Source organism: Pseudomonas sp. F-14 TE3482 (assembly GCF_053629455.1).
Map to the genome: position 1 here is coordinate 5,517,925 of NZ_JBRJII010000001.1, position 23,450 is coordinate 5,541,374.

The following is a 23,450-nucleotide window of genomic DNA, read 5'->3' on the forward strand; positions in this document are numbered from 1 at the left end:
GGCATTCAAACCTCGTGGCGATCCGTTGAGGCCAGTTCCTCGATGCTGATCTCACGCATCCGGAACTTCTGGATCTTGCCGGTCACCGTCATCGGAAACTCCTCGACGAACTTGAAGTAACGCGGTGTCTTGAAGTGTGCGATGCGCTCCTTGCACCAGGCTTGCAGTTCCTGCTCGGTGGCGCTGTGACCGGGGTGGAATTTGATCCAGGCGACGATCTCTTCACCATAACGGGAACAAGGAACGCCGATCACCTGCACGTCGGCTACCGCCGGGTGGGTGAAGAAGAACTCTTCCAGTTCCCTTGGGTAAATATTCTCACCGCCGCGGATGATCATGTCTTTGTTACGCCCGGCGATGCACACGTAGCCTTCGTCGTTCATGCTCGCCAGATCGCCGGTGTGCATCCAGCCCGCCTCATCGATAGCCTCGGCGGTGCCTTGCGGGTTATTCCAGTAGCCGAGCATCACGCTGTAGCCCCGAGTACACAGCTCTCCGATAGTGCCGCGCGGTACCAGGTTGCCCGCCTCATCGATGATTTTGCTTTCCAGTTGCGGCTGGGTTCGGCCAACGGTGGTGACACGCAATTCCAGGTCGTCTGACGGACCGGTCTGCAAAGACACGGGGCTGGTTTCCGTCATGCCGTAGGCAATCTGCACTTCGCTCATGTGCATTTCATTGATAACCCGGCGCATCACCTCGATCGGACAGGTCGCCCCGGCCATGATCCCGGTGCGCAGGCTCGACAAATCAAACTCGGCTCGCTTGGGCTGATCGAGCATGGCGATGAACATGGTTGGCACGCCGTAAAGCGCGGTGGCTTTCTCTTCGTCGACGGTGCTCAGCGTCAGCAATGGATCAAAGGCGTCGTTGGGGTAAATCATGGTGCTGGCGTGGGTGACACAGCCAAGGTTGCCCATGACCATGCCGAAGCAGTGGTACAGCGGCACCGGAATCACCAGCCGATCATTGGCCGTCAGCCCGAGGCTTTCACCGACCATGTAACCGTTGTTGAGAATGTTGTAGTGGCTGAGGGTCGCGCCCTTGGGGAAACCGGTGGTGCCGGAGGTGTACTGGATGTTTACCGCTTGATCGAAATGCAGACTGTCCTGGCGTTCGCGCAATTGCTCGATTGACACGCTGGCCGCCAGATCGGTCAGCTGCGACCACGGCAGGAAACCCGATGGCGGTTGCGTATCCAGGCTGATCACCCCGCGCAGTTCCGGCAGGCGTTCGCTCTGCAACTGGCCGATGGATTGCTCCGCCAGTTCCGGAACCAATCCTTGCAACATGCCGTGATAGTCGGAGGTCTTGAAGGCCCCGGCACAGACCAGCCATTGGCAACCGGACTGCTTCAACACGTATTCGAGTTCGGAACTGCGGTAAGCCGGATTGATGTTGACCAGGATCACGCCGATTTTCGCGCTGGCGAACTGGCTGATGCACCACTGGGCACAGTTCGGCGCCCAGATGCCGAGCCGGTCACCGGCCTGCAAGCCCAACGCCAAAAATGCTCTGGCGTGCAGGTCGACGGTCTCTGACAGTTGCTGCCAGGTGTAGCGCAACTGCTGATGGCGCACGACCAGCGCCTCCCCGTTCGGGTATTGCGCGACCGTATTATCGAACGCCTGCCCGATGGTCATCGCCAGCAAGGCTTTGTCCTGGGAACCACGGGTATAGCTGCGCTGCGGGCTTGCACTGGGTTGATCCATGACGACCCCTATTGTCTTTATTGTAGGAGCGAGGCTTGTGTGGCGAGGGAGCTTGCTCGCGCTCGGCTGCGCAGCAGTCGTGAAATCAGCTATCGGGGGATGCCTGACACACCTCGGATGCTGACTTTGCGACCGCTTCACGCTCGAACGGGAGCAAGCTCCCTCGCCACAGAGTGCGACGCTGGTCTTTCAGAACTGGCTCTACTCTCGCTCAAGTTGACGTTAACGTAAAGGGTCATTGACAGCCATTCGACACAGGCTTACGTTAACGTAAAGGTGAGAGCCGAATCACTGCCCTCCCCACCCTACAAAAAAGCCAAAAGGTGCCCCATGAGCTACCCATCCCTGAACTTTGCCCTCGGTGAAACCATCGACATGCTGCGCGATCAGGTTCAGTCCTTCGTCGCCAAAGAGATCGCCCCGCGCGCCGCTCAGATCGACATCGACAACCTGTTCCCCGCCGACCTGTGGCGCAAATTCGGCGACATGGGCCTGCTGGGTATCACCGTGCCGGAAGAGTACGGCGGTGCGGGCCTGGGTTACCTGGCGCACGTCGTCGCCATGGAAGAAATCAGCCGTGGTTCGGCCTCGGTCGCCCTGTCCTACGGCGCCCACTCCAACCTCTGCGTCAACCAGATCAACCGCAACGGCACTCACGAACAGAAAAGCAAATACCTGCCGAAACTGATCAGCGGCGAGCACATCGGTGCCCTGGCCATGAGCGAACCGAATGCCGGTTCCGACGTGGTGTCGATGAAACTGCGCGCCGACAAACGTGGCGACCACTACGTACTCAACGGCAGCAAAACCTGGATCACCAACGGCCCTGACGCCAACACCTACGTGATCTACGCCAAGACCGACCTGGAAAAAGGGCCGCACGGCATCACCGCGTTCATCGTCGAGCGTGATTCCAAAGGCTTCAGCCGTAGCAACAAGTTCGACAAGCTCGGCATGCGCGGTTCGAACACCTGTGAGCTGTTTTTTGATGACGTGGAAGTGCCGGAAGAAAACATCCTCGGCGTGCTCAACGGCGGCGTGAAAGTGTTGATGAGCGGCCTCGACTACGAGCGCGTGGTGCTCTCGGGTGGTCCAACCGGGATCATGCAGGCCTGCATGGACCTGATCGTTCCGTACATCCACGACCGCAAGCAGTTCGGCCAGAGCATTGGCGAATTCCAGCTGATCCAGGGCAAAGTCGCCGACATGTACACCCAACTCAATGCCAGCCGCGCCTACCTCTATGCGGTGGCCCAGGCCTGCGAGCGCGGCGAAACCGCGCGCAAGGACGCCGCCGGAGTCATCCTCTACAGCGCCGAATGCGCGACCCGAATGGCCCTGGACGCGATCCAGATTCTCGGCGGTAACGGCTACATCAACGAATTCCCCGCCGGTCGTCTGCTGCGTGACGCCAAGCTGTATGAAATCGGTGCCGGCACCAGTGAGATCCGTCGCATGCTCATCGGTCGTGAACTGTTCAACGAAACCCGCTAAACGGAGCTGCACATGGCTATCCTGCATACCCAGCTCAACCCCCGTTCGGCGGAGTTCGCGGCCAATAGCGCGGCGATGCTCAAGCAGGTCGACGCCCTGCACACCCTGCTCGCGCAAGTGCAGCAAGGTGGCGGCCCGAAGGCTCAGGAGCGGCATACATCGCGGGGCAAACTGCTGCCCCGTGAGCGGATCAATCGCCTGCTCGATCCCGGCTCGCCATTTCTCGAAATCAGCCAACTGGCGGCCTACGCGGTGTACGGCGAAGACGTTCCCGCCGCTGGCGTGATTGCCGGAATCGGCCGTGTGGAAGGCGTCGAATGCATGATCGTCGCCAACGATGCCACCGTGAAAGGCGGTTCATACTACCCGCTGACGGTGAAAAAACACCTGCGCGCGCAAACCATCGCCCAGCAAAATCGCCTGCCCTGCATCTATCTGGTGGACTCCGGCGGCGCCAACTTGCCGCGTCAGGATGAAGTGTTTCCGGACCGCGAACACTTCGGGCGGATCTTCTTCAACCAGGCCAACATGAGCGCCATGGGCATTCCGCAGATTGCGGTGGTCATGGGCTCGTGCACCGCCGGTGGCGCTTATGTACCCGCGATGGCCGACGAGGCGATCATGGTTCGTCAGCAGGCAACGATTTTCCTTGCCGGCCCACCGCTGGTGAAAGCCGCGACGGGTGAAGTGGTCAGCGCCGAAGACCTCGGTGGGGCCGATGTGCACTGCAAGATTTCCGGGGTTGCCGACCACTACGCCGAAAGCGATGAGCACGCCCTCGCCTTGGCCCGGCGCAGCGTCGCCAACCTCAATTGGCGCAAGCTCGGTGAACTGCAACAACGCACGCCGATCGCGCCGCTGTACAGCAGCGACGAGTTGTATGGCGTGGTGTCGGCGGACGCCAAGCAACCCTTCGACGTGCGCGAAGTGATCGCCCGGCTGGTGGACGGCTCGGTGTTCGATGAGTTCAAGGCATTGTTCGGCACTACGTTGGTCTGCGGCTTTGCCCACCTGCACGGTTACCCGATCGCGATCCTCGCCAACAACGGCATCCTGTTCGCCGAAGCCGCGCAAAAAGGCGCGCACTTCATCGAACTGGCCTGCCAGCGCGGCATCCCGTTGCTGTTCCTGCAAAACATCACCGGTTTCATGGTCGGTCAGAAATACGAAGCCGGCGGCATCGCCAAGCACGGCGCGAAACTGGTGACCGCCGTGGCCTGCGCGAAGGTGCCGAAATTCACCGTGATCATCGGCGGCAGTTTCGGGGCCGGTAACTACGGTATGTGCGGTCGGGCTTACGATCCGCGCTTCCTGTGGATGTGGCCGAACGCACGGATCGGCGTGATGGGAGCCGAACAGGCGGCAGGCGTGCTGGTGCAGGTCAAGCGTGAGCAGGCCGAGCGCAGTGGTCATCGCTTCAGCGCCGAGCAGGAAGCCGAGATCAAGCAACCGATCCTCGATCAGTACGAAGAACAGGGTCACCCCTACTACTCCAGCGCCCGGCTGTGGGACGACGGCGTCATCGACCCGGCGCAGACCCGCGACGTGTTGGCCCTGGCCTTGTCGGCGTCGCTGAACGCGCCAATCGAACCGAGCCGCTTCGGCGTGTTCCGGATGTGATCGGGAGAAAATCATGAGCGACTTCAACACCCTCGAACTGCTGACCGATCCGCGGGGTTTTGCGACCTTGTGGCTCAGCCGTGAAGAAAAAAACAACGCCTTCAACGCCGAAATGATCCGCGAACTGATCCTCGCGCTGGACAAAGTGTCGAGCGATGCCAGCCTGCGTTTTCTGTTGATCCGCGGACGCGGCAAGCATTTCAGCGCCGGTGCCGATCTGGCCTGGATGCAGCAATCGGCCGAACTCGATTACCACACCAACCTGGATGACGCCCGGGAACTGGCGGAGTTGATGTACAACCTCGCCAAACTGAAAGTTCCGACGCTGGCCGTGGTGCAAGGCGCGGCGTTCGGCGGCGCGCTGGGCCTGATCAGTTGCTGTGACATGGCCATCGGTGCCGATGACGCACAGTTCTGCCTGTCGGAAGTGCGCATCGGCCTGGCGCCGGCGGTCATCAGCCCGTTCGTGGTGCAAGCCATCGGCGAGCGCGCGGCACGCCGCTATGCCTTGACCGCAGAACGTTTCGGCGGGCAACGGGCTCGGGAAATCGGCTTGTTGTCGGAAAGCTACCCAATGGCTGAGCTGGAGCAGAAAGTCGATCAGTGGATCGACAACCTGCTGCTCAACAGTCCGGCGGCCATGCGCGCCAGCAAGGACTTGCTGCGTGAAGTCGGTCACGGCGCGCTGACCCCGGCGCTGCGGCGCTACACCGAGAACGCCATCGCCCGAATCCGCGTCAGTCCCGAAGGCCAGGAAGGCCTGCGCGCCTTCCTGCAAAAACGCTCGCCAACCTGGCAAGCCGAAACCACCCTCAAGGAGCCGCGTTGATGAGCGCACCTGTTCTCACCACCTTGCTGGTGGCCAACCGCGGCGAAATCGCTTGCCGGGTGATGCGCACCGCCAAAGCCCTGGGCCTGACCACCGTGGCCGTGCACAGCGCCACCGACCGGGATGCCCGGCACAGCCGCGAAGCCGATATCCGCGTTGACCTGGGCGGCAGCAAAGCCGCCGACAGTTACCTGCAAATCGATAAACTGATCGCCGCCGCGAAAGCCAGCGGCGCTCAGGCGATTCATCCCGGTTATGGTTTTCTCTCGGAGAACGCCGGGTTCGCCCGCGCAATCGAAGCGGCCGGTCTGATTTTTCTCGGCCCGCCCGCCTCGGCCATCGACGCCATGGGCAGCAAGTCCGCGGCCAAAGCCCTGATGGAAACTGCAGGCGTGCCACTGGTGCCCGGCTATCACGGTGAAGCCCAGGACCTCGAAACCTTCCGCGACGCCTGCGCACGCATCGGTTATCCGGTGCTGCTCAAGGCCACGGCGGGCGGCGGCGGAAAAGGCATGAAAGTGGTCGAGGACGTCAGCCAACTGGCCGAAGCCCTGGCCTCGGCGCAACGTGAAGCGCTGTCCTCGTTCGGCGACTCGCGGATGTTGGTGGAGAAGTACCTGCTCAAGCCACGCCACGTGGAAATCCAGGTATTCGCCGACCAGCATGGCAACTGCTTGTACCTCAATGAACGTGATTGCTCGATCCAGCGTCGGCATCAGAAAGTCGTCGAGGAAGCCCCGGCTCCGGGTCTGAGCCCGGAACTGCGTCGCGCCATGGGCGAAGCCGCTGTGCGCTCGGCACAGGCCATCGGTTACGTCGGCGCCGGCACCGTGGAGTTTTTGCTGGATGCGCGCGGTGAGTTCTTCTTCATGGAGATGAACACGCGCCTGCAAGTTGAACACCCGGTCACCGAAGCCATCACCGGTCTCGACCTGGTGGCCTGGCAGATTCGCGTGGCCCGCGGTGAAGTGTTGCCGATGACCCAGGATCAGGTACCGCTGATCGGCCATGCGATTGAAGTGCGGCTGTATGCCGAAGACCCGGGCAACGATTTTCTCCCGGCCACCGGGCGTCTGGCGTTGTATCGTGAATCCACCGCAGGGTCGGGGCGTCGCGTCGACAGTGGTGTCGAAGAAGGCGACGAGATTTCGCCCTTCTACGATCCGATGCTCGGCAAGCTGATTGCCTGGGGCGAAGACCGTGAGCAGGCGCGGCTGCGTTTGCTGAGCATGCTTGATGAGTTTGCCATCGGCGGGCTGAAAACCAACATCAACTTCCTGCGCCGAATCATCGGCCACCCTGCATTTGCCGCAGCGGAGCTGGATACCGGGTTTATTCCGCGTTATCAGGAACAACTGCTGCCAGCACCTTCAGACCTCAGCGATGAATTCTGGCAAGCGGCCGCGCAGGCATTTGCCCAGAGCCAGCCGAGCACGACCCGCACTGATGACCTGAGTTCGCCTTGGGGTATCGGCAACGGATTCCGCGCCGGACTGCCAACAGAAATCACCCTGCATTTGAGTTGCGAAGAGCAAGACCGGGCGTTGACTTTGGGTGATGCCGACGCTCATACCGCGCAGCTCAAGGGTGAATACCTGCTGACCGAACACAACGGTTTGCGTCGCCAGCACCGGGCAATCCGCCGGGGCGATACGCTGTATCTGCAATGGGACGGTGAGCTGCGCCGCATCGAGTCGTATGACCCGATCAGTGCCGTCGAAGCCAGTCACAGCCATCAGGGCGGACTCACCGCGCCTATGAACGGCAGCATCGTGCGAGTGCTGGTGGAGGCTGGGCAAACGGTCGAAGCCGGGGCGCAATTGGTGGTGCTGGAAGCGATGAAAATGGAGCACAGCATTCGCGCGCCACACGCTGGAATTATCAGGGCGTTGTATTGCCAGGAAGGCGAGATGGTCAGCGAAGGCAGTGCGTTGGTGGAGTTGGAACACGCGTAAAATGAAGATCGGTCCTACGCGTTGCGAGGACCGATCTGATTAGAATTTGGCAGTCGCCTGAACCACTACGCCGATAATTCGGCATTCCTCGGTGAAAAGGGCTTTCGGATAGGTCGGATTGAGCGGGACCAGGTAACGCTGCCCACCCTCTTCGATCAGCTTGCGAAAAACCGCCTCGGCGCTGCCGGGCCATTGGGCGATCACCAGTTTGCCAGGCTCGGGCACGATGGCCGGGTCCACCAGAATCAACATGTCCGCGGCAATGCTCACCCCCGTGGGTGCGGTCATCGCATCGCCAACCACCACCAGCCAGAACGCTGCGCCCTGGGCATGGTAATCGGACAACTCGAAGCGCGGCTTGCTGACAGTCGATGAGGCACCGTAAGCCGATAGTTCTCCATCGCGCACCTCTCCGGTTTCCCGCCAGTCACTGACCGGGTAGCGAAAGTACGGGTTGTACTTTTGCGTCAGAGAGATCTCCTCATCCTGTGAGATCTGCGGTTCCCTGATCACCATCGCGACTTCCAGATAGTCCATCCCCAGCGCCTTCAAGACACGGTTCATCTCTTGGATGCGGGGCTGACGACGTTTATTCAGCCAATGGCCGACGCCGCCCTGGGACATTCCGATGCGCTCGGCGAGTATTTCTTGAGTGACTTTGAGTTCACTCATTTTGGCCTTGACCAATTCAATCCATTTATCCATGTGCGGCACGATACGTGGGGTACTCCGACCAACAAAACACAAATTGTAGTATTTAAATTCAAGACACAAATACAGTACGTACTAAGCTGGGCTCACGGATTTGAATCTCTCACGGAGCTTGCCATCGTCATGACCATCCCCAGCATTACCCTGCCCGACATGCAATTCGACACCACACTCAACTCGCCAAAAGGCTCGGCTGCCGCGCAGCGGGCACTGGACTATTACTTGAAACCAGCTGTGTCAGAACAGGCCGGCGAAGAACGTTTCTTCGATGTGAACCGTAACATCAGCAGCGAAGAGGCATTGGTCCATGCTTCGGATCTGTTGCGATGTGCCGCCGCCACCGCGCATGAATCAGCCAACCAGCTGCAGGGCGCAAGCCGGGATCTGGCGTTTTCGACGGTGCACATGATCGACATGGCCAAGGCCATGGTCGATCGATCCCTGGAAGGGGCACAGCAGGGCTGAGGCGAATACGCAGGAGTAGAAAGGAAAGAATTTTCCAATCACGCAGATAAAAACATTTGACTTGCAAATGATAATGATTATTATTGCATGCAGCTGGTCGCGAGATCAGTCGATGGACCAGGAACCTTAGGTCGGTCTCCTGGACTATCTCCTCATCAGGCTAATCACGGTTTTTGACCCGGCTTTTTGCCGGGTCTTTTTTTGCCAGTTATTCTGGCTTTGGCTTCAGGCTAATGAAGTCTGTGGGTGCTGCAAAATTCGATTGGCGCGGATGATATCAAAAGAATATCTGTTGGCAAGAGAGGCCCGGTAGCATTGGGCCAAACTAACGCAAAATAGCACTTGAGAATCACTTGCACAGTCTCTAAGCTGCATCGGCGTCAAGGAGGACGCCCCCCCTTTCCACCCTCGCAATTTCCCCCGGTTTTTCCCTCCCTTGCGTGTAAAGTAGCAGCCATAAAAAACATACTCAGGAATTGATTATGGCCGTGGCTAGATCTTCTTTCGACATCAACGCGAACTTCGACAGTGGCAACATCGAAGTGCTGGACATCAGCAATCCTTTGCAAGCACTGCTGGCGATCAAGCCAGACACTCGCAGCCAGCATTTCCAGTGGTTCCACTTCAAGGCCAGCGGTCTGCACGTCGGACAGGAGCATTGGTTTCGCCTGAACAACGCCAGCAAATCCTCGTACAACAAAGCCTGGGATGGCTATCAGGCGGTAGCGTCCTATGACCACGTCAACTGGTTCCGGGTGCCGACCATCTTTGAAGGCGACTGCCTGCGTTTCAGCCTGGAAGCCACTGCCACACATGCCTGGTTCGCCTACTTCGAACCTTACAGCCGGGGCCGTCATGACTGGCTGATCGAACAGGCATTGACCAAAGCCGGCACCGAACTGCTGGCCACCGGCAAAAGCGTTGAAGGTCGTGACATCCAGTTGTTGCGCAAAGGGACGGGGGCCGAAGGTCAGCGCAAGGTCTGGATCATCGCCCAGCAACACCCCGGCGAACACATGGCTGAATGGTTCATGGAAGGCGTGATCGAGCGCCTGGAAAAACACGACGACCCGGTGCTGGAAAAACTCCTGGCCAGCGCCGACCTGTACCTGGTGCCGAACATGAACCCGGACGGCGCTTTCCACGGTCATTTGCGCACCAACGCCATGGGTCAGGACCTGAACCGCGCCTGGCAGAACGCCAGCCAGGAAGTCAGCCCGGAAGTGCTGTTCGTTCAGCAACAGATGGAAAAGTATGGCGTCGACCTGTTCCTCGACATCCATGGCGATGAAGAAATCCCCCACGTGTTCACCGCCGGTTGCGAAGGCAACCCGGGCTATACGCCGCGGATCGAAAAACTCGAAGAGCATTTCCGCAGTCATCTGAAACATCAGACCAAAGACTTCCAGACCAAGTACGGCTACACCCGCGACGAGCCTGGCAAAGCCAACATGACCCTGGCCTGCAACAGCGTCGGTCAGAAGTTCGACTGCCTGTCGCTGACCCTGGAAATGCCCTTCAAAGACCACAATGACGCACCGAACCCGCTGACCGGCTGGTCCGGCAAACGCTCCAAGCAATTGGGCAAGGACGTGCTGACGACCATCGCCGACATGGTCGATACCCTGCGCTGATTGTCCTTTAACGTCAAAAGATCGCAGGCTTCTGCCGAAGGCTGCGATCTTTTGACGTTTTCACTGGGCAGCGATCCGCACACAATCCTCCGGTCCCAACAAACGCCCATCCTCGGCACGCAACTCCAGCGCCCGCACCGGTCGACCGTTCTCACGATCGACAACCCGCGAATGCGCCTCCCCCGCCTCAAAGAAAAACGCCTCGCCCCACTGCCGCAATCCGATGATCAACGGGAACAGGCCCTTGCCCTTCTCCGTCAGCACGTATTCCTGATACGCGCTGCCATCCGACGCTGGCACCAGATCGAAAATCCCGTGAGCCACCAATGTGCGCAGGCGTGCCGAGAGGATGTTTTTGGCCATGCCCAGATTGCGCTGGAACTCACCGAATCGCCGCAAGCCATCGAACGCATCGCGCACGATCAATAACGACCACCAATCACCAATCGCGTCCAGTGAACGGGCGACCGGGCATTCGGCGCCTTCCATGCTTGTACGTTTAACCATGACCGCGTCCGCCGGCAAACAAATGTGGTTGCAATATAAAACCAGACTCCCTACCGTACAACTGGTTTTATTTTGAAACCACAAAAGGAAGCCGTGATGAAACCTGACCACCCGTTAAGCGGCGCAGTGGTGCTGCTGTTTGCCGTTGCCTGCGGCCTGGCCGTCGGTAATGTGTATTACGCACAACCGCTGCTCGATGCCATGGCCGAAGCCTTCGCCATGGACCCGGCAACCATCGGTATCGTCGTCACCCTTACCCAGATCGGTTATGGCGTGGGTCTGTTGTTGCTGGTTCCGCTAGGGGATCTGCTCAACCGCCGCCGGCTGATCGTCGTGCAAACCCTGCTGTCGGCGCTGGCCTTGTTGATGATCGGGTTTGCCTCGAACAGCATCTGGCTATTGCTCGGCATGGCGCTGACCGGATTACTGGCGGTCGTGACGCAAGTCCTGGTGGCCTACGCCGCGACCCTGGCCATCCCGGCGCAACGTGGACGTGTGGTGGGCGTGATTACCAGCGGCATTGTCGTCGGCATTCTGTTGGCACGAACGGTGGCGGGCGGCATGGCCGATCTGGCCGGTTGGCGTTCGATTTATCTGCTGTCCGCCGGGTTGACCCTGGTGATGGCGCTGCTGTTGTTTCGTGTGCTGCCCAAGCACGAAGATGCGCGACCGGATAGCGCTTACGCTGCGTTGATCGGCTCGGTATTCACGTTGTTCAAGGAAGAACCGGTATTGCGTCAACGGGCCATGCTTGCCCTGCTGACCTTCGCCAGCGCCATGGTGCTGTGGACACCCTTGGTGCTGCCGCTGAGTGCCCCGCCGCTTTCACTTTCCCACACCGAAATCGGACTGTTCGGCCTGGCCGGAGCCGCTGGTGCGCTAGCCGCTGCCCGCGCCGGGCATCTGGCCGACCGCGGTTTGGGCCAATGGACCAGTGGACTGTCGTTGCTGCTGATGCTCGCTTCATGGCTGCCCATCGCACTCACCCAATCCTCGCTATGGGCGCTGCTGCTCGGGGTGATTACGCTGGATCTGGGTTTGCAAGCCATTCATGTCACCAGCCAGAGCATGATCTACAGCGTGCGCCCCGAAGCGCAAAGCCGACTCACCGCCGGCTACATGCTGTTCTATTCGATCGGCAGCGCCTTGGGTTCTATCGGTTCAACGGCGATGTACGCTTGGGCGGGATGGATCGGGGTGTGTTGGCTGGGTGCGGGGATCAATGCCGTGGCGTTGATTTATTGGTGGCTGACGCTCGCCGCCAAAACACCCAACACCTGTGGCGAGGGAGCTTGCTCCCGCTCGGCTGCGCAGCAGTCGTAAATCAATCAGACGCAGGAGCGTCTGACTAACTGCATTTGGGGGCTGCTTCGCAGCCCAACGGGAGCAAGCTCCCTCGCCACAATGCCGTGCCAGCCTCCTGATCACCCGCGATCCTTGCCCCGCAGCATGCTGTTCAGCACATCGTCGCGGCGCACCCAACCATGAAACAACGCCGCCGCTAAATGCAGCAGCACAGTCAGAAACAGCAGATACGCCAGATACCCGTGCGCCTTGCGCAGGAACGCAAACACCTGCGCATTCGCTGGCAGAATCGACGGCAACTGCAACGAACTACTGAGCATCACTGGATCGCCGGCCGCCGAAATCATCGCCCAGCCCAGCAGCGGCAAAATCAGCATCAAGGCGTACAGCAAGGCATGCGAGGCCTTGGCCGCGACCACTTGCCAACCCGGCAGGTCCTCAGGCAGTGGTGGTTGGCGGGTCGAAAAACGCACGGCCAGGCGCACGATCACCAGCAACAGAATCGCAACGCCCAAAGGTTTGTGCAGATGGATCAGCCACTGATGGCGTTCGGACACCGAGGCCGCCATACCCGCGCCGATAAACAGCATCGAGAGGATCATCAGCGCCATCAGCCAGTGCAGCAGCCGCGCCAATGGCGCGAAATGGTTCGGTTGAGCGCTCATTGTTGAGACTCCTGTTTGGCGTTGGGCAACTGCTTCACTTCGCTGGTGCGGCGCAGGTAGGAGCGGGCGTAACCCGCTGAGCGAGCAGCAAGCAGCGGGTCGTCGGAGCCTTCGATACCGCTGGGCAATACCAGTGGGTCGTAGTTGATGTCACGGCATTCGCCATTGAGTTGCGGCTGGGTGCTTTCGAGCACCAAGGTACCGGCGTTCAGCACTTTTCGGCCGTCGGGCCACGCTTTGCTCGCGTCGTTGACCGGGTCCCCAGGGTTCGCCAGGGTGATGTTCAACTGCCAACGCAGCGGGCCGGCGGACAAGCGCTGCACCAGATCTTTCTCTAGGAAATCACCGCCCTCGGGAGCCGTCGCACCTGCCGCGTCCTGAGCAACCGGCGTCATGCTCCAACGCACCGCCTGCCGTTGCCCGGCCGCGTTCACCAGGTAAAACGCGTTGACGCTGTTATAGGTTTGCGTCGCGTAACTGGCCGACGGTTTGGCGGTTTTGATCCAGGCCAGAAACGGCGCGGCTTCCGGGTGAGAACCGAAAAACGCTGGAACAGCCGCCGGGTTTGGTTTGCCGGTAGACGGATCCGGTGACTGTGCTTGCTGCAACTGATAGAACGCCTCGGGCGTGCCCACCGGGAACACCGGCATGCTGTTCATCCCGGTGCGCCACTGCTGGCCGTTAGCCTGAGTAAAACGCAACGCCAGACTACGGATCGGCACGCTGTTGTCCGGCGCGTAAGGGTTACCGGCAGGCAGCGCGAAACGCCCGACCACCGGGGTCCGCGCTTCGCTGAACACTTGGGCGCTGGAATACTCGCGCGCTTGGCTGCTGCTCTCGAAATGCCCGATCACGCACACGCCTTTGGCGTGGTTACGACGGAATCCCGGGTGTACGCCGTTGTTTTTCTCCAGCACATTGACCAAGGCTTTCGGCGTCAGGCGCTGTGGGTCGAGTGTGCCGTTGACGTAGGCAAAAGCCCCGGCCAGCGCGGCGACCACCACGGCAATGCCGGTCAGGCGCAACGTCAAGCTCGCGGCACTCAGCGGTGGCCGGTCAGGCCCCGTTGGCGGTGATGAGCGATCTACCATGAATGACTCCAGGGCCATCGGCCACAAGTGAGAAGAATCAGGCAGACGAATCGCGCCAAGGTTTATTCCATCGCCCGGTGTTTATTTTTCCAGGCGTGGAATAACCTCGAATGCCGGGCGTCTTCCTGAACACTCACCACAGCGTAGTGACTGGTCAGAACTTCATGAACGATATCGACGAACAACTCAGGGAAGTCATTCCCAGGCTACGGCGTTTCGCCGTATCGCTGACGCGCAACCCCAGCAGCGCCGACGATCTGGTGCAGGCCTGCCTTGAGCGCGCGCTGTCGAGTTGGGGCGACAAACGTCCCGAGGGCGACTTGCGTGCCTGGCTGTTTTCGATTCTTTATCGGCAGTTTCTCGACGCTCATCGCCGCTCCCGGCGTTATGCGCGCATGCTCGAGTTCTTTACCGGCCGTGATGATGCGCAGCCTTCGGCAGAACGTACGGTGATCGCCCAATCGACCCTGCAAGCCTTCGATCAGCTCAGCACCGAACAGCGCGCACTGCTGCTTTGGGTATCGGTGGAAGGCTTGAGTTATAAGGAGGTCGCCGAAATTCTCGACGTCCCCACCGGCACCGTGATGTCGCGCCTGTCCCGCGCACGCCAGGCCTTGCGCCAGCTCAGCGACGGCGAAATCAACCGCCCTTCCCTGCGGAGACTCAAATGATCAGCATGCCTCCCAGCGAACGTGACCTGCACGCCTACGTCGATCATCAACTCAGCGATGCCGACCGACATCGGGTGGAGACTTATCTGGCCAACAACGCCGAAGTGGCCGCGCAAGTACGCGCCTGGCAACACGATGCCCAACAGTTGCGCGCGGCCCTGAGCGGCGCCTTGCAGCAACCGGCCAACCCGCAACTCGACCCGGCAATGATTCGCCAGCGAGCCAAACGCCAGTCACGCCGCCATCTGGCCAGCGCCGCAGTATTGCTGATCGCGGTCAGCGTCGGCGGATTGGGCGGTTGGCAGGCGCGACAAATGACCCTGGCCAGCGCCCCGCTGCCGATGACCGACGCCATGCAAGCCTACCGGCTGATTGCCCAGCAAGGCATCCTGCCGGCGGACTACAAAGTCAGCAATGACGGCGATATGCAAGGCTGGCTCGATCAGTACTTCAGCCAGGCCCAACGCCTGCCAAACCTGACCGCTTCCGGATACACACCCATCAGCGGGCGGCTGCTCAGCACCGAACAAGGGCCGGCGGCGATGGTGATTTATGAGGATCAGGCCGGCCACAAAGTCAGCTTCTACGTCCGCCCGCCAGGACCTAAAAACTTCCTCCTCCCTCGGGGTAGCCGCAGCGATGGTGAGTTGCAGGCCGAGTATTGGTCCGGGGCTGGGTACAATTATGCGATGGTCAGCCCAAGTGACACGCCTGCGGCGCAGATGCTCAAGCAAACTGCGCAGTTCTGATCACCACCGCCAATCCCTGTGGGAGCGGGCTTGCCCGCGATTGCGGCCGCACATCCAACACTGATGGTGACTGATCCACCGCTATCGCGGGCAAGCCCGCTCCCACAGGGTCAGCGATTATTTGGAGATTGTGGTCACCCCTGCCCGAACACCTGCGAAGGCCTTCGCAACAGCGGATCGAACGGATTGATCCGCGGCCCGATCAGGGCGGCTTCGCGTTTGAGCATCTCCACTACTGTCGGCAGGCGATCCGGCCCCAGGCGATCGCTGACCGTGGCCACACTCAACGCCGCCACCGCCCGGCCTTCGCGGTCAAGAATCGGCACGGCCACCCCGGCCATGCCTTGCAATACGCCGGTGTTGCGCCCGGCGTAACCGAGGGTGCGCACATTCTCGACTTCCGAGCGCAGGAACACCTCGTCATACAGGTGAAAATCCTTGAGCCGCGGCAAGTTGTAATGAATCACCGTGTCGCGCTCCTCTTCCGGCAGAAACGCCAGAATCGCCAGACTGCCTTGCCCTACGCCGAGCGCCACCCGCCCGCCGATGTCACCGGTAAACGTGCGGATCGGAAACGGCCCTTCACTACGGTCCAGACAGATCGCATCAAAGCCGCTGCGCGCCAGCAAAAACAACGAGTCCCCCAACGACGCCGACAGCCGCAGCAATGCCGGCCGCGCCAGCTCGCGCAAATTGCCGGTATTGCCGGCGCGGGCCGCCAAGGCAAAAAACTCCAGGCTCAGGCGATAGCGTTTGCTGCGCGCGTCCTGCTCGACCATGCCCTCGTCCATCAGGCTCCGCAGCAAGCGGTGGGTGGTCGGTTGCGACAAACCGATGCGTTGCGCCAGTTGCGTTACGCGCTCTCCACCCTCGATGGTATCCCCCAGACTGCGCAGCACTGCAAACAGTCTTGAGACCGCACCAACACCGACTTCATTTTTATTTTCATTCCGCTCAATGGAATCAGGCATGTGATTTCTCGACAATAAATTTACTCACTGAATGAAACTGAAAATAGTCATCGCTTCAGTGAAATAGGCCATTGAGCCCATCCTATTCTTCGTCCTACTCTGCGTCCATCAGGGGCGATTCGAACAACAGCGGCAGCCGACAGAAGTCGAGCGCCAACGCACCCCGGCAACACCCTTTTCGTATCTGCCCATACAAAAAAGCGCGCCTTTGGCGACGCATAACAATCTCAGGTGGAGCGCAGTCATGGCCTTCGTGCAACTTGAAAACCTCGGCAAACGTTACGGTGAGATCGACGCGGTCGTCGCCACCAACCTGTCGGTGGAAAAAGGCGAGTTCGTTTCCTTGCTCGGCCCCTCCGGCTGCGGCAAAACCACCACCCTGCAAATGATTGCCGGTTTCGTTGAAGTCAGCAGCGGGCGCATTGTGCTGGACGGTCGCGACATCACCCACGTCAAACCCGCCAGTCGTGGTCTGGGCGTGGTGTTCCAGAGTTACGCGCTGTTCCCGCACATGACCGTGCAAGACAACGTCGCCTTCGGCCTGCGTATGCGCAAAGTGCCCAACGGCGAGTTGCAGCAACGGGTGGATCGAGTGCTGAAACTGGTGCGGTTACACCTGCACGCCGAGCGTTACCCACGAGAACTCTCCGGCGGTCAGCGCCAACGTGTCGCGCTGGCCCGGGCGTTGGTGATCGAGCCGCCGGTGTTGCTGCTCGACGAACCGCTGTCCAACCTCGACGCCAATCTGCGCGAAGAGATGCAGTTCGAAATCCGTCGCATCCAGCGTGAGGTCGGCATCACCACGCTGATGGTCACCCATGACCAGTCCGAAGCGCTGTCGATCAGCGACCGGGTGGTGGTGATGCAAGCCGGGCGTATCACTCAGATTGACGCGCCCTACACCCTCTACGAACACCCGCGCACCGAGTTCATTTCCGGCTTTGTCGGCAAGGCCAATCTGCTGCCCGGCGAGCGGGACAGTGCTGGTGTTGTGCAAGTCTGCGGCCGTGGTGACGGTGAGCTGACCCTGAGCCTGCGCCCGGAAAAAATCGATCTGCGTGATGTTGGCCACGGTCGTTTGCAAGGCAGGATCGTCAGCCGCTTCTTCCTCGGCAGCCAATGGTTGTACGGCGTATCGACGACCTTGGGCGAACTCTGTGTGGTACGCCGCAACGACGGCTCGGCACCGCTGGCCGAAGGCACCGCGGTGGGGCTCGACTGGGACGCGGCGCTGCTGCGGGTGCTGAGTGTCGACGAGGTGTCGGCATGAGTACGCTTGCCGTCATCCGCCAGGGACGCCAGGGTTATTGGCTGTCAGCACCGGCCCTGGCCTTGTACCTCGGTTTACTGGTCATCCCGTTGGGCCTGACGCTGGTGCTGTCGTTCAACGTTTTCGACTACAGCTCGGGAATTAACAGCGACGCCTACACCCTCGATCACTACAGCAGCCTGCTGGGCGATCCGTACTTCTACGAGATTTTTCTGAGGACGTTCTGGATCAGCGCCCTGACCACCCTGCTCTGCGTGGTGATCGGTGTGCCCGAAGCCTACATCCTCAGTCGCATGGGCGCGCCGTGGCGCTCGATCTTCCTGATTCTGATCCTCACGCCGTTGCTGATTTCGGTGGTGGTGCGCGCCTTCGGCTGGAGCCTGTTGCTCGGCGCCGACGGCCTGGTCAACCAGACCCTGCAAGCCTTCGGTGGCTCGCCGATGAAGTTGCTTTATACGCCGTTCGCCGTGGTGATCGCGTTGGTTCACGTGATGCTGCCGTTCATGATCATTCCGGTCTGGACCTCGCTGCAGAAACTCGACCCGGCCGCCGAACAGGCCGCGCTGTCACTGGGCGCCAGCCACCTCACGGTGATGCGCAAAGTGGTGCTGCCGCAAATCATGCCCGGCGTGCTCTCCGGCACCTTGATCGTGTTCGGCCTCGCGGCCAGTTCATTTGCCATTCCCGGACTGCTCGGCGGACGCCGGATAAAGATGGTCGCCACGCTGATCTACGACCAGTACCTGTCGGAGCTGAACTGGCCGATGGGCGCGTCCATCGCCGTCGCGCTGCTGTTGCTCAACCTGCTGATCATGCTGTCGTGGAACCGGATGATCGAAGGCCGCTACAAGAAGTCATTGGGATAACTCGTCATGTCCAGAAACGGTCCTTTCGCCCTGCTGTTCCATACCCTTGTGGTGCTGTTCATGCTCGCGCCGCTGGTGGTGGTGTGCCTCGTCGCCTTCACCCCGGAAAACACCCTGAGCCTGCCGACCACGGAGTTTTCCCTGCGCTGGTTCCGTGCAGTGTTCGAGCGCGCAGACTTTGTCGATGCGTTCTACAACAGCCTGATCCTGGCGTTCTGCGCCGCCACGCTGGCGACGCTGATTGCAGTGCCGGCAGCCTTGGCGATCACTCGACTCGAGTTCCCCGGCCGGGACTTTTTCAACGGGCTGTTCCTGTCGCCGATCATCATTCCGCACCTGGTGCTGGGCGTCGCGTTGCTGCGCTTGTTTGCGCTGATGGGTGTCAACGGCAGCTTCGCCTGGCTGATCTTCGCCCATGTGCTGGTGATCACGCCGTACGTGCTGCGACTGGTGTTGGCCTCGGCCATCGGTCTGGACCGCAGTGCCGAACACGCCGCGCAATCCCTGGGCGCCGGACGCTTCACGCTGTTCCGGCAAATCACCTTGCCGATGATTTTGCCCGGGGTCGCCGGTGGCTGGCTGCTGGCGTTCATCAACAGTTTCGATGAGGTCACGTTGTCGATCTTCGTCACCTCGCCGGCCACGCAAACGCTGCCGGTGCGCATGTACGTGTACGCCACCGAATCCATCGATCCGATGATGGCGGCGGTGTCGGCCCTGGTGATTGCGCTGACGGCGTTGACGATGATTCTGCTCGATCGGGTCTATGGCCTGGATCGGGTGCTGGTGGGTAAACAATGAGGTCGCCATGGCTCTGCTGAAACGACTGGCCGAAGGCGACCGCCCGGCCCTGGACTTTATCCTCGACGGCAAGCCTGCCCGCGGCTTGCTCGGCGACACCCTGCTGACGGCCGTGCTGACCTGCAGCGAACACCTGCGCGGCAGCGACTTCAGCGCCGAACCCCGCGCCGGCTTCTGCCTGATGGGCGCCTGCCAGGACTGCTGGGTACGCCTGGGCGATGGCCGCCGGGTGCGGGCTTGCTCGACGCTGCTCGAAGCCGGCCAACACATCAACCGCGAACCAGGGCGATCGGTATGAACACCAACTTTCCCCGCAGAAACCCATTTCCCTGTGGGAGCGGGCTTGCCCGCGATAGCGGTCTATCAGCCACCACCTATGTTGAATGTGCCGCCGTCATCGCGGGCAAGCCCGCTCCCACAGGGGTGCAATGCCGATCACAAACAATGCGGCATACCTCAATCAACTGTGGGAGCGGGCTTGCCCGCGAAAGCGATCTGTCAGCCAGCATCAATGTTGGATGTGCCGCCGTCATCGCGGGCAAGCCCGCTCCCACAGGATTGGGGCGTCGATCACATATGGGGTGGGTATGAAGTCTGTGGTCGTCATCGGAGCGGGCCCCGCCGGAATCCGGGCGGCGCAAACCCTCGTTGCCCACGGCGTGCACCCCGTGCTGCTGGACGAAGCCGCCCGCGGTGGCGGGCAGATTTATCGGCGTCAGCCGGCGAATTTCAAGCGTTCGGCGGTCAAGCTGTATGGCTTCGAAGCACGCAAGGCCAACGCGCTGCACCAGACAATCGACGCACTGCGCGAGCAACTCGATTACCGTCCCGACACGCTGGTGTGGAACGCCGAAGCTGGGGCGCTCGACACCTTGCATGATGGCCGCGCCGCACGGCTGGAATTCTCCCGGGTGATCGTTGCCACGGGCGCCACCGACCGGATTCTGCCGGTGCCAGGCTGGACGTTGCCGGGGACATACAGCCTCGGTGCGGCGCAGATTGCCTTGAAGTTTCAGGGCTGTGCCATCGGCGAACGGGTGGTGTTCGCCGGCAGCGGGCCGTTGCTGTATCTGGTGGCGTACCAATACGCCAAGGCCGGCGCCAACGTGATCGCCGTGCTCGACAGCTCGCCCTTCAGCGCTCAGGCCCGCGCCCTGCCCGGTCTGCTGGCGCAACCGAGCACGTTGGCCAAAGGCATTTATTACCGCACCTGGCTGACCGCCCATGGCATCCCGGTGCACCATGGCGCTACCTTGAAACGCATCGATGGCGAACACCGCGTGCAATCGCTGAATTGGCATAACGCAGCAAGCGAACATCGAATCGAATGCGACGCCGTAGCCTTCGCCCACGGCCTACGCAGCGAAACCCAACTCGCCGACTTGCTGGGCTGTGAATTCACCTGGAACCCACTCAACCGCGCCTGGCTGCCGCAACGCGACAGCGCCGGTCGCAGCAGTGTCGCCGAGGTGTACCTGGCCGGTGACGGCGCCGGCATCATGGGTGCCGACGCCGCTGAAATGGCCGGTGAACGGGCAGCCCTGGCGCTGCTTGAAGACATCGGTTACCTGATCCCGCCACAGCGTGCCACCCAGCTGGAACAGTCGCTGAACACTATCGTCAGATTCCGCCAAGGCCTGGAGCGCGCCTTTGTCTTTCCCGAAGGCTGGGCCGCCGACGCCGCGGATGACCTGATGATCTGCCGCTGCGAAGAAGTGCGCGCCGGCGATATCCGTCAGGTGGTACGCGACGGCCATTGGGAGATCAATCGGGTCAAGGCCCATTGCCGGGTCGGCATGGGTCGCTGCCAAGGACGGATGTGTGGCGCCGCCGCAGCGGAAATCATCGCCTGCGAAAGCCAGCGCAACCTGTCCGACATCGGCCGGTTGCGGGCTCAGGCGCCGATCAAACCCCTGCCATTCGGTCTGGAGGTCGAGCCATGATCGAGGTCGATGCAATCATCATTGGCGGCGGCATTGTCGGCTCCTCCGCCGCCCTGTTCTTGAGCAAGGCCGGCCGTCGCGTCGCATTGCTGGAGCGGGACTTTTGCGGTTCGCACTCCAGCGGCGTGAACTACGGCGGCGTGCGTCGTCAGGGCCGGCCGCTGTCGCAATTGCCGCTGTCGCAACGGGCTCACGAGATCTGGGGGCAACTGCCGCAGTTGATCGGCATCAACGGCGAGTATCAGCGCAGCGGTCACCTGAAGCTCGCCCGCAGTCTCAATGACTTGCACGCCTTGCAGGATTACGCCGCCAGCAGCCAGGGGTTCAGCCTCGATTTGCAGGTACTCGACCGCAATCAGTTGCGCGCACGGTTTCCGTGGGTCGGCGAGGTCGCGGTCGGTGCTTCGTTGTGCCCGGACGACGGCCACGCCAACCCGCGACTGGTGTCTCCGGCCTTCGCGCAGGCGGCGCGTCGGCACGGTGCGCAAATCCATGAACAATGCGCAGTGACGGCGGTGGAGCATGACGGTCAGCGCTTTCACGTCAGCACTCAATCCGGCCTCGAGCTGCACGCCCCCTGGCTGCTGAATTGCGCCGGTGCCTGGGCCGGAACCCTCGCCGCGCAATTCGGCGAAGCGGTGCCAATGCATGCCGGTCACCCGGCGATGCTGGTCACCGAACCGTTGCCGTTGGTGATGAATGCCAGCACCGGCGTCGAGGGGGGCGGCATTTATGCCCGTCAGGTCGCTCGCGGCAATTGTGTGTTGGGCGGCGGCCAGGGCTTTGCCCTCGATGACGCCCGCGCCCGGCCTGGTCAGAACGCCGTCATCGAGATCTTGCGCCAGGCCGTCGAACTCTACCCGTTTCTCGAAGGCGCCCAGGCGATTCGCACCTGGAGCGGCACCGAAGGTTATCTGCCCGATCGCCAACCGGTGATCGGCCACAGCAGCACCCAACCCGGTCTGTTGCACGCGTTCGGCTTTGCCGGCGCAGGCTTTCAGATCGGGCCCGCGGTGGGCCAGGCGCTCACCGAGATCATCTGTAGCGGCGCGTCAAAGACGTCGCTGGATGCGTTTTCCATCACCCGGTTTCACTCCATCTCCGTTGCTTGATAGAGGAAGGTCGCGCCAATGAATAACCTCAAACGCACTGCACTGCTCGGTTTGTCCTGCATGAGCGCTCTGCTCACGGTCACTCAGGCCCACGCCGAACCGACGCTTTACCTGGGCATGAACGGCGGGACCATGGAGCGGCTCTACGCCGACAAGGTGCTGCCGGCTTTCGAGAAAGCCAATAACGTCAAAGTGGTGATCGTGCCGGGAACCTCCGCCGATATTCTGGCCAAGGTCCAGGCCAGCAAAGGCAACCCGCAGATGCACGTGATGTTCCTCGACGACGGCATCATGTACCGCGCCATTGCCATGGGCTTGTGCGACAAACTCGAAGACAGCCCGCCCCTGGCGCAGATTCCGGCCAAGGGTCGCATTAAGGATCAAGCGGTGGCGGTCAGCCTCGGGGTCACGGGGCTTGCGTACAACACGCGGCTGTTCAAGGAAAAAGGCTGGAGCGCGCCGACCTCATGGATGGACATGGCCGACCCGCGTTTCAAGGACAAACTGGTGTTTCAGTCAATGGCGTCTTCGACCTTCGGCCTGCACGGTTTCCTGATGTTCAACCGGATTCAGGGCGGCAGCGAAACCGACGTCGAACCGGGGTTCAAGGCGTGGCCGAACACCGTCGGGCGTAACGTGCTGGAGTACATTCCGAGTTCAGCGAAGATCTCCGAAATGCTCCAGACCGACGAAGCGGCGCTGTTCCCGCTGACGCCGACCCAGGTCACCGCGCTGAAACTCAAGGGCATGCCGGTGGAATATGCACAGCCCAAGGAAGGCTCCGTGGTGCTCAACGTCGCCGAATGCGCCATCGCCAACAACACCCAACCGGAACTGGCGCAGAAACTCGCCGCCTTCCTGCTGACGCCCGAAGCGCAAGCCGCCGCGCTTGAAGACGGCGATCAGATTCCGTCCAACCCGAATACGCCAACCACCGACAAGACCCGCGGTCAGGTCGAGGCGATGAAGCAGTATCTGACGACCGCGATCGCCATCGACTGGGATCAGGTCAACGAACAGCGCCCGGCGTGGAATGCCCGGTGGAATCGCAGTATCGAGCGCTAACGAAAATCCTGTAG

General features: G+C 61.1%; 22 protein-coding genes. 16 read left to right on the plus strand and 6 right to left on the minus strand.

Annotation, left to right across the window (positions count from 1 at the left end; translation table 11 throughout):
• Positions 1–5: 5 nt before the first annotated feature.
• Positions 6–1,712, minus strand: a complete 1,707-nt coding sequence (locus AB7M26_RS24910; protein ID WP_123496612.1) for an AMP-binding protein — start codon at positions 1,710–1,712, stop codon at positions 6–8.
• 330 nt (positions 1,713–2,042) lie between these two features.
• On the opposite strand from AB7M26_RS24910, the gene AB7M26_RS24915 reads away from it, so the two are divergent.
• Genes AB7M26_RS24915 through AB7M26_RS24930 form a run of 4 tightly spaced genes read left to right on the plus strand, consistent with a single transcriptional unit; the run spans position 2,043 to position 7,610 of the window.
• On the plus strand, positions 2,043–3,206 hold the full coding sequence (locus AB7M26_RS24915) for an isovaleryl-CoA dehydrogenase (RefSeq protein ID WP_007904074.1): 1,164 nt from the start codon (positions 2,043–2,045) through the stop codon (positions 3,204–3,206).
• A 12-nt stretch (positions 3,207–3,218) separates the two neighbouring features.
• Entirely contained in the window at positions 3,219–4,826 is a 1,608-nt protein-coding gene (locus AB7M26_RS24920; RefSeq protein ID WP_123496606.1) for a carboxyl transferase domain-containing protein, read from the plus strand.
• 13 nt (positions 4,827–4,839) lie between these two features.
• Positions 4,840–5,655, plus strand: coding sequence for a gamma-carboxygeranoyl-CoA hydratase (locus tag AB7M26_RS24925; protein ID WP_123496604.1), 816 nt, complete (start codon positions 4,840–4,842; stop codon positions 5,653–5,655).
• On the plus strand, positions 5,655–7,610 hold the full coding sequence (locus AB7M26_RS24930) for an acetyl/propionyl/methylcrotonyl-CoA carboxylase subunit alpha (protein ID WP_123496602.1): 1,956 nt from the start codon (positions 5,655–5,657) through the stop codon (positions 7,608–7,610). The genes AB7M26_RS24925 and AB7M26_RS24930 overlap by 1 nt, the downstream gene beginning before the upstream one ends.
• Before the next feature lie 39 nt (positions 7,611–7,649).
• On the opposite strand, the gene AB7M26_RS24935 is transcribed toward AB7M26_RS24930, so the two are convergent.
• Entirely contained in the window at positions 7,650–8,315 is a 666-nt protein-coding gene (locus AB7M26_RS24935; RefSeq protein WP_123496600.1) for a LexA family protein, read from the minus strand.
• A 129-nt stretch (positions 8,316–8,444) separates the two neighbouring features.
• Between AB7M26_RS24935 and AB7M26_RS24940 the strand changes: the two genes are divergently transcribed.
• Both AB7M26_RS24940 and AB7M26_RS24945 read left to right on the plus strand, forming a co-directional pair.
• Positions 8,445–8,786 carry a DUF6124 family protein gene (locus tag AB7M26_RS24940; protein ID WP_123496598.1) on the plus strand — a complete coding sequence of 114 codons (342 nt, stop codon included), beginning with the start codon at positions 8,445–8,447 and terminating at the stop codon, positions 8,784–8,786.
• 482 nt (positions 8,787–9,268) lie between these two features.
• Positions 9,269–10,420 carry a M14 family metallopeptidase gene (locus tag AB7M26_RS24945; protein ID WP_123496596.1) on the plus strand — a complete coding sequence of 384 codons (1,152 nt, stop codon included), beginning with the start codon at positions 9,269–9,271 and terminating at the stop codon, positions 10,418–10,420.
• Positions 10,421–10,480: 60 nt separating this feature from the next.
• Here AB7M26_RS24945 and AB7M26_RS24950 read toward each other — a convergent pair whose 3' ends face one another.
• Positions 10,481–10,927, minus strand: coding sequence for a winged helix-turn-helix transcriptional regulator (locus AB7M26_RS24950; protein WP_123496594.1), 447 nt, complete (start codon positions 10,925–10,927; stop codon positions 10,481–10,483).
• Positions 10,928–11,023: 96 nt separating this feature from the next.
• Between AB7M26_RS24950 and AB7M26_RS24955 the strand changes: the two genes are divergently transcribed.
• Positions 11,024–12,250: an MFS transporter gene (locus AB7M26_RS24955; protein ID WP_123496592.1), complete on the plus strand. Its 1,227-nt coding sequence runs from the start codon at positions 11,024–11,026 to the stop codon at positions 12,248–12,250.
• 101 nt (positions 12,251–12,351) lie between these two features.
• On the opposite strand, the gene AB7M26_RS24960 is transcribed toward AB7M26_RS24955, so the two are convergent.
• Positions 12,352–12,897 (minus strand): cytochrome b, encoded by a 546-nt coding sequence (locus AB7M26_RS24960; RefSeq protein ID WP_123496590.1) that lies wholly within the window; start codon positions 12,895–12,897, stop codon positions 12,352–12,354.
• On the minus strand, positions 12,894–13,988 hold the full coding sequence (locus tag AB7M26_RS24965) for a catalase family peroxidase (protein ID WP_123496588.1): 1,095 nt from the start codon (positions 13,986–13,988) through the stop codon (positions 12,894–12,896). Before AB7M26_RS24965 ends, AB7M26_RS24960 begins: the two co-directional genes overlap by 4 nt.
• Before the next feature lie 164 nt (positions 13,989–14,152).
• On the opposite strand from AB7M26_RS24965, the gene AB7M26_RS24970 reads away from it, so the two are divergent.
• Together AB7M26_RS24970 and AB7M26_RS24975 are read left to right on the plus strand one after the other, a co-directional pair.
• Positions 14,153–14,659, plus strand: coding sequence for an RNA polymerase sigma factor (locus tag AB7M26_RS24970; protein ID WP_123496673.1), 507 nt, complete (start codon positions 14,153–14,155; stop codon positions 14,657–14,659).
• Positions 14,656–15,408 (plus strand): anti-sigma factor family protein, encoded by a 753-nt coding sequence (locus AB7M26_RS24975; protein ID WP_123496586.1) that lies wholly within the window; start codon positions 14,656–14,658, stop codon positions 15,406–15,408. The genes AB7M26_RS24970 and AB7M26_RS24975 overlap by 4 nt, the downstream gene beginning before the upstream one ends.
• Positions 15,409–15,542: 134 nt before the next feature.
• Here the strand turns inward: AB7M26_RS24975 and AB7M26_RS24980 are convergent, their stop codons facing one another.
• The gene (locus tag AB7M26_RS24980; RefSeq protein WP_123496584.1) at positions 15,543–16,379 is read right to left on the minus strand and encodes an IclR family transcriptional regulator; all 837 of its coding nucleotides are present in this window, start codon (positions 16,377–16,379) and stop codon (positions 15,543–15,545) included.
• A 244-nt stretch (positions 16,380–16,623) separates the two neighbouring features.
• On the opposite strand from AB7M26_RS24980, the gene AB7M26_RS24985 reads away from it, so the two are divergent.
• From AB7M26_RS24985 to AB7M26_RS25015, 7 genes are all read left to right on the plus strand, one after another.
• On the plus strand, positions 16,624–17,649 hold the full coding sequence (locus tag AB7M26_RS24985) for an ABC transporter ATP-binding protein (RefSeq protein WP_123496582.1): 1,026 nt from the start codon (positions 16,624–16,626) through the stop codon (positions 17,647–17,649).
• Complete coding sequence (locus tag AB7M26_RS24990; RefSeq protein WP_123496580.1) at positions 17,646–18,515, plus strand: ABC transporter permease; 870 nt, start codon at positions 17,646–17,648, stop codon at positions 18,513–18,515. The genes AB7M26_RS24985 and AB7M26_RS24990 overlap by 4 nt, the downstream gene beginning before the upstream one ends.
• A gap of 6 nt (positions 18,516–18,521) precedes the next feature.
• The gene (locus tag AB7M26_RS24995) at positions 18,522–19,316 is read left to right on the plus strand and encodes an ABC transporter permease (protein ID WP_123496578.1); all 795 of its coding nucleotides are present in this window, start codon (positions 18,522–18,524) and stop codon (positions 19,314–19,316) included.
• A gap of 7 nt (positions 19,317–19,323) precedes the next feature.
• Complete coding sequence (locus AB7M26_RS25000; protein ID WP_123496576.1) at positions 19,324–19,614, plus strand: (2Fe-2S)-binding protein; 291 nt, start codon at positions 19,324–19,326, stop codon at positions 19,612–19,614.
• Positions 19,615–19,903: 289 nt separating this feature from the next.
• Positions 19,904–21,259 (plus strand): FAD/NAD(P)-dependent oxidoreductase, encoded by a 1,356-nt coding sequence (locus tag AB7M26_RS25005; RefSeq protein WP_123496574.1) that lies wholly within the window; start codon positions 19,904–19,906, stop codon positions 21,257–21,259.
• On the plus strand, positions 21,256–22,371 hold the full coding sequence (locus tag AB7M26_RS25010) for an NAD(P)/FAD-dependent oxidoreductase (protein WP_123496572.1): 1,116 nt from the start codon (positions 21,256–21,258) through the stop codon (positions 22,369–22,371). Before AB7M26_RS25005 ends, AB7M26_RS25010 begins: the two co-directional genes overlap by 4 nt.
• An 18-nt stretch (positions 22,372–22,389) precedes the next feature.
• The gene (locus AB7M26_RS25015; protein WP_123496570.1) at positions 22,390–23,436 is read left to right on the plus strand and encodes an ABC transporter substrate-binding protein; all 1,047 of its coding nucleotides are present in this window, start codon (positions 22,390–22,392) and stop codon (positions 23,434–23,436) included.
• The last annotated feature ends 14 nt before the right edge of the window (positions 23,437–23,450 follow it).